We start from the raw sequence: 11,758 nt of genomic DNA, 5'->3' as shown, positions 1-11,758 counted from the left end.
ATACTTTCTGTAATCTGCACGCTCTAGAGCTTGTTTGAAAAATGCTTTCTGCAAGATGTGCGTTGCAATTTGCGGGAGATTTCGCCTGAATGAGGGCGGCGTAGCGGGCTACGTCAACTGAATGAAGGCAAAATATACCGTAAATTGAGGCGTGCAGGTTGCTGGAATGATTTTTCAAACACGCTCTAGTATACTCTCGGAACCTTTTTGAAACGAAAACTCCGAGAGTACATTTTCAAGATGTAGCATATATTTTTATTTTCAGAATACACTTTAATAAATAGTAATCGGAAGGACTGTTTTTTTTGAGTGCAAAAACTAAAATTGTTGTTGTAAAAGCAAAAGAACTTATCTATACTGCATTGTTTGTCTGCCTGGGTATCATACTGATCCTTCTTTTGATCTTTATGTTTGCTCCGGAAGAAAAAAGTACAAAAACAAGTGCAGGTGTTTACACACCCGGAGTCTATACTTCTACCATCGCACTTGGTGATAATACATTAGATGTTGCCGTTTCGGTCGATGCCGATCACATTACCTCCGTCAGTTTAAATCATCTGTCGGACAGTGTCAGTGCCATGTACCCGCTCCTTGAGCCATCACTTGAAGAAATCAATGCACAGCTTGAAAATATTTCTTCAATCGATGATCTGAAATTAAATTCAGAAAACAAATATACGGGACTGATTCTCCAGCAAGCAATTAAAAATGCGCTTTCCAAAGCAAAATCCTGACAAAGCAGCATTTTAAAGTGAAAAAACTTTACAGCCCCAGCTTATCCTTTAACTCGTCCAATTCGCTCATCCAGACTGCTGAACTTGCATCACTCGGCATTCGCAAATCTCCTCTCGGTGAAACCGCAATCGAACCAACCTTTGGGCCATCCGGGAGGCAGGATCTCTTAAAATGCTGTGCAAAGAAACGCCAGCAGAATGTACGAAGCCATTTATAACAGGTGGCCACATCATATTCTTCTCCAAATGCCTGGCGGGTCAGACGGAAAATCTTTTCCGGATGGAAGCCAAAACGAAGCATATAATATAAGAAGAAATCATGTAGTTCGTAAGGTCCTACCAAATCTTCTGTTTTCTGTGAGATCACACCATCTACCGGTGGCAGCAGTTCCGGACTTACTGGAGTATCTAAAATATCAAGAAGTACTTCTTTTAGCTCCTGCTCCTTGCTTGTATCTGCGTAATACCGTACCAGATGTCTTACGAGAGTCTTTGGTACAGAAGAATTCACTGCATACATGGACATATGATCCCCATTATAGGTCGCCCAGCCAAGTGCAAGCTCGGACATATCTCCGGTTCCAATTACCATTCCGTTCGTCTGATTTGCGATATCCATCAGAATCTGGGTTCTTTCACGTGCCTGTGAATTCTCATAGGTCACATCGTGATTCTCCGGATTATGGCCGATATCTGAAAAATGCTGTTCTACTGCTTTATTAATACGTATTTCTCTTAAACTTGCTCCAAGCTTCTTTGTGAGCGTTACCGCATTCGAATAGGTTCTGTCTGTTGTCCCGAAACAAGGCATCGTCACGCAGACAATGTTCTCTCTTGGAATATTCAGCATATCAAATGCCCTCGCTGTCACTAATACCGCAAGTGTTGAATCGAGACCTCCGCTGATTCCGACAACCGCAGACTGGCAATGTGTATGCGCAAGGCGCTTTTTCAGTCCCATTGCCTGAATCGTAAGGATCTCATCACATCGTCTTTCTCTGTCTGCTTTATTTGAAGGAATAAACGGTGTTCGTTCAAACGTCCGGCTAATCTGGGTTCTTTCTTCTTTTAATCTAAAATACACTCTCTCATACTTCTTATCTGCGCCCTCAGTCACAAAGGTAGTCATCCTTCTTCTATCTGCCTCTAATCTTTGCAGATCGATCTCTGTCTCGATATAACTGTTCTGGAATCTTCTTGATTCTTTTAAAATAGCGCCATACTCTGCGATCATGTTATGCCCGCTGTATACTAAATCCTGTGTAGATTCTCCTTCGCCGGCACAAGAATAAAGGTAGGCACAGACAAGCCGCGCAGACTGCTGTGAAACAAGATTACGACGGTACGTATCCTTTGTCGTTGTCTCATCACTGGCTGACGGATTACAGATTACCGTTGCACCAGCTAATGCATGATGTGTAGATGGCGGCAGCGGAGACCATAAATCTTCACAGATTTCACAGCCAATCACTAATTCCTCCATATTCTCACAGCAAAATAAAAGATTCATCCCAAAAGGTACATCCTTTCCACCAAGACGAATCATCTTTACCTCTTCTTCTCCCGGAGCAAAGTGTCTTGCCTCATAAAACTCCGAATAATTCGGCAGATAATGCTTCGGTACTACCCCTAAGATCTTACCTCCCTGTACAAATACCGCACAATTATAAAGCTTATGATTCACTGTTAACGGAAGACCTAGAACAGTAACCATATCCTGCCCCTTTGTTTTCTCTAAAATAACAAAAAGCTGTTTCTTTGCTTCATCTAGTAATGTCTTCTGTAAAAACAGATCATTACATGTATATGCAGTAAGCACAAGTTCCGGAAAAACTAAAAGCTTCACTCCATTCTTATCTGCCTTTTTCATTACTTCCATTACTTTTTCTTTATTGTGAATCGGATTGGCAACTTCCACATCGACAGATGCCACTCCGACTTTTAAAAAGCCGTCTTTCATAAAAACCTCCAAAAATACAAAATGGGAATCCTAAGTACCTTAGTCTTCCCATTATTGTAATCAATTATTTATCTTTTGGCAACAAACAGTATACGAAAAATGTGTATATCACAAAAATTGTGACAACATCTTCATAAAAAGCTTACTCAAGGAAATCCTTAAGCTTTCTGCTTCTGCTTGGATGACGAAGCTTACGAAGCGCCTTCGCCTCAATCTGTCTGATACGCTCTCTTGTTACGTTAAATTCCTTACCAACTTCCTCAAGAGTTCTTGTCTTGCCATCATCAAGACCAAAACGAAGCTTGATTACATTACGTTCTCTTTCTGTAAGAGAAGCCATCGCTTCTTCAAGCTCTTCCTTCAACATGGAGAAGGATGCGGAATCAACTGGCGAAAGGAGAGACTCATCTTCAATGAAGTCACCTAACTGGCTGTCCTCTTCTTCACCAATCGGTGTGTCTAAGGATACCGGATCTCTTGATGTCTTTAAAATCTCATCAATCTTGGCAACCGGCATATTCATCTTCTTAGCAATCTCTTCATTCGTAGGTTCTCTTCCGAGCTCCTGAAGTAACATTCTTGAAGTACGAAGAGTTTTATTAATTGTCTCCACCATATGTACCGGTACACGAATTGTCTTCGCTGTATCAGCGATACCTCTTGTGATTGCCTGACGAATCCACCAGGTAGAATATGTACTGAACTTATTCCCCTTCTTATAATCAAACTTCTCAACGGCCTTCATCAGACCCATATTCCCTTCCTGAATCAGGTCAAGGAAAGACATTCCTCTTCCTACATACTTCTTAGCAATGCTGACAACCAGTCGAAGGTTCGCTTCGATCAGCTGCTTTCTCGCCTGCTCATCACCTTTCTCAATACGCTGCGCCAGAAAAACTTCTTCTTCCGCAGTAAGCAAAGGAATATTACCAATCTCTTTTAAATACATACGAACCGGATCCTCTAAGCTTACACCTTCAAGAATATCCGCATCGTCAATAATCTCTACTTCCTCTGCATCATCGTCTATAAAATTATCATCGTTATCTTCATCTTCGTTGGTATTTAAAACATCAACACCCTGTTTTTCAAAATAATCAAGAATCCACTCAAACTTCTCAGGAGTTAATTCGATGTTCTTAAACGCATCATTAACTTCCTTATACTCTAACACATTCTTATTCTTCTGTGCCTGCTTAAGAAGCTTCTCCATAATATTCGAAAAAACTAATCTTGTATCTTCCATTCTGTTCTCCCAACTTTACTATACCAATCTAACTGCTGTACCATATACTAACACTTCAGCAGCCCCCTGCATCACTTCACTGGATGAATAGCGAACACAGATTACTGCATCTGCTCCCATCTGCTGTGCATTCTTCACCATCTTATCTGTTGCAAGCTTTCTGGCTTTCTCCATCATCTCCGTATACGAAGTCAGTTCTCCACCCACTAAAGTCTTTAAACTGTTCATGATATCCTTTCCTGCATGAACAGTCTGGATCGAAGAACCTTCTACAATACCCAACGGCTCAACATTCCTTCCTGCAATCTGTTCTGTAGTAACTAATAACATAGCTCACCTCCATTACCAGTGGCGACACTCAACCTATTATAATCTCATGTTATCAACATAATACCCCAAAAAAAAAGGCTTGTCAATAAAAAGTGAGCGAAAATGGACGAAAAGATCTGAAAACTACAATTTTAGATCTTGATAAAGAAGAATTTCTTCCAATATTACTTTTTATTCTGTTGTGCTAAACGTTCCATTTTGCCCAATAGTACAGAAACTTCGCAGAAATGAATGCGAAGTTTCTATAGTCAAAATTCCACAGCACAAAAGTCATAAAAAGTAATATTGAAAGAAACCCTTCTTTCCCGTAGTTCATCGCCTTGTAGTTTTCAAATCTTTTCTGACTTCTGCAATGCCCTTTTTATGACAAAATAGATGGGGAAGTTTGTGGTTGTAATCTATAGTTTGTATTACTTTTCTATGTACTTCTTTGCTTCATTTAATGGTAATAAGCCAATGGGTTCTAGCTGTTTATCCTCAACAATTTTCCAAGTATCTTTGTGTTTCTTTAAAATAATTTCATGTTCTGCATCATATCCTGTCGCGGTATCTGTGTTTGATATTGTTAAATATGTTTCTTCTTTGATTTTTGTACTGATTATTGAATCAGATATTTTTTTAGAACTTATGAGATTTACCGCAGTTTTTATTGCTGAATATGTTTCCCCTGATTTTTTCAATTCATCTCTAAACTGTGCGATTTGTTCCCGCAGTTCTTTTTCTTTAAGATTCTCTTTTTTCGATATAAATGGACTTTCACTCACTATTTGTTCATCAGAAATCATAATACTTGCTCTGTCCTTTAAAAGCCGCTCTATTTCATTAGATATTACTGCCTTTTCCTTTTTATTAATATCCGAATTATGCTTGTATATAACCGCCACGCTAACAATTACCAGTACCAGCAGACCTATCATAAGAAATAAAAATACGAATCTTTTATATTTCTTCATCACTATATACTCCTTTTGTTTGTATCCGTAAATCTAAAACTGCTTTGTTTCTTCCACTTCAATCCATGCTGTAATACAAACAAATAGTAACATATATTCAACTTAGTTCACTCTAAAGATTTCTTAACTTTTCATAATAATACTTTATCTGTCCCTTCTTTAAAAAAATGTACTTACTAAATTACTAAGTTGCCAGATGAGTGATAAACGCCGCTATATATACATTTTGTCGGATTGCTCAAAAACATGCAAATGAAATAATTTGGTATTCGTTATCAAAAACAAACAGCCGATGAAACAAAATTTTATGCTGAATTGTAAGAAAACTATGGCAAAGAAAAAAGAATTGTTATAAGTATTGCATTTTGTGACTTTGCGCTATGGAATTCTGACCATAGGAACTTGGGACTCGTTTTTCCCAAGTTCCTGTTTTTCTGGGCAGAATGGAATGTTTAGCGCAACGGAACAAAATCTAACTTATAACAATTCTTTTTTCTTTAGAAGACTGAATACAATTCAGCTCAATATCTTCTACTATAGCGGCGTCTGTGTCCCCAGCAAATTATTTTATCTTTAAGATCTTCTTTACTTCTTTACACATGTCTGCTGTTTCGCATACTGTGTCATGCAGTACTGCGGCGCTTCGGATATCTTCGATTGCCTGTGGTACTTTTACTCCTGACAGTTTTTCTAATTCGTCAATAAGTTCGAAATCTGTCTTACTGTCATAAGAAGGATCGATTGCATTCATAACGCTTCTTGTAAATTTATATGGACTTGCTGTAGATGCAATCACTGTCTTTGTCTTGTCGTCTGTTTCTTTTTCATACTTTTTATAAACAGCGGCTGCTACAGCGGTATGTGTGTCGATGATGTAACCTGTCTTATCGTAAACTTCTTTAATCGTCTGTGCTGTTTCTTCTTCTGTTGCGTAGTTTCCGTAGAAGTCTTTCATCTGTTCTTTCATTTCTTCGGTGATCGTATAAATACCGTCTGTGTTGAGTTCTTTCATGAATTCTCTGTTCTTCTCGGCATCTCTTCCTGCTGTCTGGTAAATGAGACGTTCTAAGTTGCTAGAGATTAAGATGTCCATGGATGGAGAAGATGTGAGGATGAAGTCTCTGTTTCTGTCATAACATCCTGTGGTAAAGAAATCAAAAAGTACTTTGTTCTCGTTGGATGCGCAGATTAACTTCGCAATCGGGATACCCATCTCTTTTGCATAGGATGCTGCGAGGATGTTTCCAAAGTTTCCTGTTGGAACAACAACGTTGATCTGTTCTCCTTCGGAAATCTCTCCACGTGCCAATAATGCTGCATAGCTGTAAACATAGTATACAACCTGTGGAACAAGACGGCCAATATTGATAGAGTTCGCGGAAGAGAACTGATATCCTGCTTCGTTCATTTCCTGTGCAAGGGCTGCATCAGAGAACATCTTCTTTACGCCTGTCTGTGCATCATCAAAGTTACCTTCGATTCCGATAACGTATGTATTATCTCCACGCTGTGTTACCATCTGTTTTTCCTGGATCGGGCTTACACCATGCTTTGGATAGAATACGATAATCTTTGTTCCAGGTACATCAGCAAAGCCTGCTAAAGCTGCCTTTCCTGTATCGCCGGATGTTGCTGTAAGAATAACGATCTCGTTCTTTACGTGGTTTTTCTTTGCACTTGTTGTCATTAAATATGGAAGGATGGAAAGTGCCATATCTTTAAATGCGATTGTTGCACCATGGAAAAGTTCAAGATAGTAGGCATCCTCTTTCTTTACTAATTCTGCAATACTTTCTGTGTCAAACTTTTTATCGTAAGCACTGTTAATACAGTGTTTTAATTCTTCTTCTGTAAAATCTGTCATGAAAAGCTTCATAACTTCATAAGCTACTTCCTGGTAACTCATTGCAGAAAGTTCTTTTAATGACTTATCCAGCTTTGGAATATATGAAGGAACAAACAGACCGCCTTCTCCGGCAAGTCCTTTTAAAATAGCCTCGGAAGCGGTTGCTGTTTCCTGATTATTTCTCGTACTTTTATAAATTAAATCCATTTTTACCTCCTGTATGCAGTGTGCGTCAGCCGCACACAAGTGTGTTTCACAATCAAATAAACGTCACAATTATAGCATAATCCAAACTTTTTGTATACGCATAATTTGCAGGTTTTCATTCTTATTTATTCTTTTTTATTTTTTCAACAAAATTTTCGAACAATTTCTGCCTGTTTTTATTCCTTTTTATCATTTATTTTTTATTCTTTATGTTTTTATTTTTACGCCTTTTATTCTTTTGCCTGCTTTTCCATCTGCCATACTGCCAGAGCAATGAAGGCAATTCCCATAAGAATACACACGATACTTGCTGCCTTATAAAATAAAAAAGAAAATGTCTGTGTAGAACTGTCTATTCCGATTCTTCCACAGTAAAGATTCATCAGTCCGCTGTCTCCTGTAATGTTTCCATAATACCCCATATATGCTGCCAGAGGATTCAACAAACTAAAAAGCATACATAAATTAATAGCGATCGGTGCAAGACTTTCTGCTCCTGTTACTGAAATCGAAAACGACCGTATTATTTCCGTTGCTAAAACTGTTCCCAAAACAAACATTGCTTCGATTGCTGTATTCTGTGCAAATGCCCAGATTCCTTTCTTGCAGTAACTGAATGAAAAAACAGAGATTGATGCACTCCAAAAAGTACAGATCAGCATCATGATTCCAAGGCGTAGGATTTTTCGCCATGGTAAGCCACTGTAGATGCAGGACAGAGAAATAATCGGAAGGCTTGATACAAAGAGCATCATATATATGGCAATAATTACAGAAACTCTTGCGATTACAAATTGTTTGGAAGAACCTAGTATCATAGCGAATTCTTCTAACATATGCTTTTCTCTATCTGTCGCATAGAATCCCCACACAGAAAACGGCATCAAAACAAAAATCATACCAATCTGAAAAGTGCTTATGATCAAAAACTGATACAGATAAGAAGAAGTATTATAGGAATAGCCTTCCTGTAAAGATTCTGCATTAAAAAACATAAATAAAATTGTGATAAATGCAAGAATTGCATTATAAAAAATAATGATCATCGGAAGACGGACATTTCTTCCTTCTTTTAACCATTCTACTTTTAAAAAGGGATTTAGCATAAGCTCTTACCTCCGGAAAATTTCTTCTATATTAGCCAGATCCCGCATGTAATTGTGAATTAATGCACCGGATGCAACTAAATCAGTCAGAAGCTCTGCTTCTTCTTTCTCTCCGCCGTTAAACCGGAAAATGACATCATCTCCGTCAACCGTCACCCTGTCAACCAGATGATTTTCTTTTAATACTTCCAGTGCTTTTTCCATCTGGGCTAAAATATGCATCCGCACTGGACTTTTACATAATGCTTCTGCGTATACTTCTTCTACTGGTCCAAAGGTCAGATTCTTTCCTTCTTCTATTACAACAACATCTGTAATAAAACCCATCATTTCGGAATACATGGATGTGTTGATTATCATGGATGTTCCTTTTTCATGCAGACTCAGCAAAATTCCTATCATCTTTTTTCTTGCTGTAACACTCATATTGTCAAAAGGGTCATCCATTAAGAGCCATTCCGGTTCCTGCAAGATTGCCTTTCCAAGATATAAAAATGGAAAAGTATCTATTGGAAGTTCTCCGATAAATGTTTTTTTATACTGGGTCATCTCAAGCATCTCAAGAACTTCTTCGATCCGCCTGCTCCGGTAACGTCCTCCTACTTTATACAAGGACAAAAACAACTCATAATACTCTTCCACCTTCAGAAGATTATAAAAGCCATATTCTTTTGACATATATCCAAAATTACAGTAAGCATTCCTGCCTTCTTCATAAATAGAGATGCCATCCATATAAATCTGTCCTTCTTCCGGCTTTTCTCCACCGGAAGCCGCCTTTAGAAGCATGGATTTCGCTTCTTTATCCTCTCCAAGCAATGCCAGTATTACTCCATCCGGGGCCTTGAGATTGAAATGATCTAATACTTTTTCCCCTTTTCTGTAAATAGAAATATTTTGAAAATCCAGCATTCTTTTCCCCCTGTTATTCTTTATAAATTAACGAAATCACCGGTGCAGTCGTATACTCATTGCTCTCTTTTAACTGATACGTAATCATCATTTCACCGGAATCTGATAAATACGGTTTAAGAGCCTCCTCATACAGGCACTCACCTGCCGAGGTAAAAATCCTGTCTTTCTTTTTTGTACGGTAATTATAGGCATAAATCTTGCCGGTGAAATTATCCTTGTTTCTCACAAGCGCCTGTATCTCCTCTTTTCGGTCAAAGATGTACGTCGCTTCTGTCTTTTTTTCATCTAACGTATCTTCTTCAATCGCCAGACCTTCTTCTTTTTGTTCCAGACAGGATATATTAATATTCAAAATCTTCTCGCTGGTATTCTTCTCCTTTATAGGAAAATGGTTAACTATCATTGTGACATGATTCTTCAAAACATTTTTATCTGAAAAGAGCTTGAAATCATTTTCATTCGTTATACCAACGATGAGCAGTTCATTTTGCGACTTTTCTGTATTCATATAGGTCTGCTGAATATATTCCATCAGATTCCCTGTTACTGTATTTTCATTATCTGTTCCAAAAACTGTATTTTCTTCATCATAACGATTCCAGCACTTCACCATACTTTCAGAAACTGAAACCTGCTGCCCTGCCTTTATATTCTTAAGAATCACATATTGATTGTCCCTCATTAAAATAACTCTGGAAAAATTATTTGCAGAAATATTTGTAATATCTCCGGAAAATGCAGTATATGTTCCGGTCAGATTCTGACGAAACACTTCTTTTTCTGAATGTTCACCGACATCTCCTGATAATTTTAAAACTCTTGAACTTCCCGGCACACTTTCTTCAAAAGCAATATCAAATCCTTTTTTTGTATTGTTTATCGTAACGTCCTCGCCAGAAGTTTTTACATTCTTTCCAATAATCGTCCGATAATTATAATCTACCGGAACTACAGAAGTAACGGATGGAAGCAGATTCACACTTGCTTCTTCTCCCTCGTTTGTCTGATAAAGAAAGTAAATGGTTTCCTGTTGCTTTTCACTATCCCTTACTCTTAACGCAGAAAAAGCACTGTCATTGTTCCCAGTCATTCCTCTTGAGCGCACAAGCATACCTGCTGTAAAGCATATTGCCAGAACAGGAACGACAATCCAGATGTACTCTCTCTTTTTAATCTTTCTGAGATAATAATAGGCAATCATTACAAGCATTAAAATATAACAAATAAAGAAAACGCCATAATAAAATGTATTCGGTAACTGTGACTTCATAAAGGCATACAAAGATTTCTTTACATACCAAAGACTCGTATCACTGCTTTCCATTTCGTTATCTTTTTCCAGAAAATGTGTCATTACAGTAGAAGTCATCTTATCTCTTCCACTCCACTGCAAATAAGAAGTGTTACTAAGACTGAAACGAAGTACCGATACCCTTCCTGCCCCAACCACTGCTGTATATGCAATCGCTGGATTAAGATTTTTATAGGAATTCCAGGTGTATTTTTTTGAAAACTCCAACGTACTCATAAGAATCGAAAGCTCCTGCCCACTCTCTTCTCCTTCCAGATCAGGCAGAGTAGAAACTTCGACTCCTTCCTGTACGATACCAAAATTCTTTCCGATTCCTTCTAATGAATCTTTAGAGCCTTCCTGCTGGCTTCCTCCCGTAAGGAGCAGCTTCCCTCCTGACTTTTTAACCCACTTTCTAAGGGCGCGCTTCTGTTCTTTAGATAACTGTCCGGTATCAAACGAATCAATGATGATTCCATCCAGCCCTTGAAAAGCTTCTACACTTTGTGGAAAGCTTTTTCTTGAAAAGGTAATCATCCTGATGTCTTCTTCGCTCTCTTCTCCAACTTCTATACTGTTTAAATAAGATAACTGTCTCGACTGGCTACTCAACACACCGATCAGGCTTTCGCTCTGCCCGCTACTTTCCTCTTCTTTATTCTTCTTATCAGAAAAAGAAACATTCTCTGACAACTGTGTTACCCCAAAGGAATCCTTGATTTCAAAACAGATCACCGATGGATTCCCAAGCTGCGGAACATTCAACGTAATGGTCTGTTCTTCTGAGCGCTGGCACCGGATCGCCGATTGATAGGCAATTCCTTTTCCGTTCTCTCCCGGAAGTGTAACTTTCATTACGCCGGCAAAGCTCTTATCTGTAGAACGAATCTTTAATGTGACTGGCATTTCCTTATCTCTGGCAACATATCCCGCCACACCAAAAACAACACTTCCGGTACAGTTCTCTGTCTTAAACTTGTAACAATATCCATTCGTACCTTCTAATGTCTTCTTATCCCATTCTACGACTATCTTTTGTCCCCGCTGCTGATGCCGACATCCGTAAAACCAGAAAACAACGGAACACAGAAGTAAAAGAAGTAATATTATAATTTTTTTGTAAGTACGGAATAAATCATTAATCATACTTCATTCCTCGTATCTTTTCTG

At 38.4% G+C, this 11,758-nt stretch carries 10 protein-coding genes; 2 read left to right on the top strand and 8 right to left on the bottom strand.

Annotation, left to right across the window (positions count from 1 at the left end; translation table 11 throughout):
• The first annotated feature begins 55 nt into the window (after window positions 1-55).
• Window positions 56-121, top strand: coding sequence for a DUF6783 domain-containing protein (locus FYJ25_RS15110; protein ID WP_308806062.1), 66 nt, complete (start codon window positions 56-58; stop codon window positions 119-121).
• Between the two features lie 184 nt (window positions 122-305).
• The gene (locus FYJ25_RS02580) at window positions 306-734 is read left to right on the top strand and encodes a hypothetical protein (RefSeq protein ID WP_021906410.1); all 429 of its coding nucleotides are present in this window, start codon (window positions 306-308) and stop codon (window positions 732-734) included.
• A gap of 28 nt (window positions 735-762) precedes the next feature.
• Here the strand turns inward: FYJ25_RS02580 and FYJ25_RS02575 are convergent, their stop codons facing one another.
• From FYJ25_RS02575 to FYJ25_RS02540, 8 genes are all read right to left on the bottom strand, one after another.
• A complete protein-coding gene (locus FYJ25_RS02575; protein ID WP_154580461.1) occupies window positions 763-2,694 on the bottom strand; it encodes an NAD(+) synthase in 1,932 nt (643 codons plus the stop codon).
• Between the two features lie 142 nt (window positions 2,695-2,836).
• A complete protein-coding gene (gene rpoD, locus FYJ25_RS02570) occupies window positions 2,837-3,940 on the bottom strand; it encodes an RNA polymerase sigma factor RpoD (RefSeq protein WP_021906412.1) in 1,104 nt (367 codons plus the stop codon).
• 18 nt (window positions 3,941-3,958) lie between these two features.
• The gene (locus FYJ25_RS02565) at window positions 3,959-4,270 is read right to left on the bottom strand and encodes a YbjQ family protein (RefSeq protein WP_021906413.1); all 312 of its coding nucleotides are present in this window, start codon (window positions 4,268-4,270) and stop codon (window positions 3,959-3,961) included.
• 410 nt (window positions 4,271-4,680) lie between these two features.
• Window positions 4,681-5,223: a hypothetical protein gene (locus FYJ25_RS02560; protein WP_021906414.1), complete on the bottom strand. Its 543-nt coding sequence runs from the start codon at window positions 5,221-5,223 to the stop codon at window positions 4,681-4,683.
• Window positions 5,224-5,785: 562 nt separating this feature from the next.
• Entirely contained in the window at window positions 5,786-7,276 is a 1,491-nt protein-coding gene (thrC, locus tag FYJ25_RS02555; protein ID WP_154580460.1) for a threonine synthase, read from the bottom strand.
• A 230-nt stretch (window positions 7,277-7,506) separates the two neighbouring features.
• Window positions 7,507-8,382 (bottom strand): hypothetical protein, encoded by an 876-nt coding sequence (locus FYJ25_RS02550; RefSeq protein WP_154580459.1) that lies wholly within the window; start codon window positions 8,380-8,382, stop codon window positions 7,507-7,509.
• Window positions 8,383-8,388: 6 nt separating this feature from the next.
• Window positions 8,389-9,294 carry an ATP-binding cassette domain-containing protein gene (locus FYJ25_RS02545; RefSeq protein WP_154580458.1) on the bottom strand — a complete coding sequence of 302 codons (906 nt, stop codon included), beginning with the start codon at window positions 9,292-9,294 and terminating at the stop codon, window positions 8,389-8,391.
• Between the two features lie 13 nt (window positions 9,295-9,307).
• Complete coding sequence (locus FYJ25_RS02540; protein ID WP_154580457.1) at window positions 9,308-11,734, bottom strand: DUF8725 domain-containing protein; 2,427 nt, start codon at window positions 11,732-11,734, stop codon at window positions 9,308-9,310.
• Window positions 11,735-11,758: the final 24 nt, after the last annotated feature.

Origin of the sequence: Anaerobutyricum soehngenii (assembly GCF_009697165.1) — a bacterium.
Classification (GTDB): Bacteria; Bacillota; Clostridia; order Lachnospirales; family Lachnospiraceae; genus Anaerobutyricum; species Anaerobutyricum soehngenii.
This window is presented reverse-complemented; position numbering and strand designations above follow the sequence as displayed.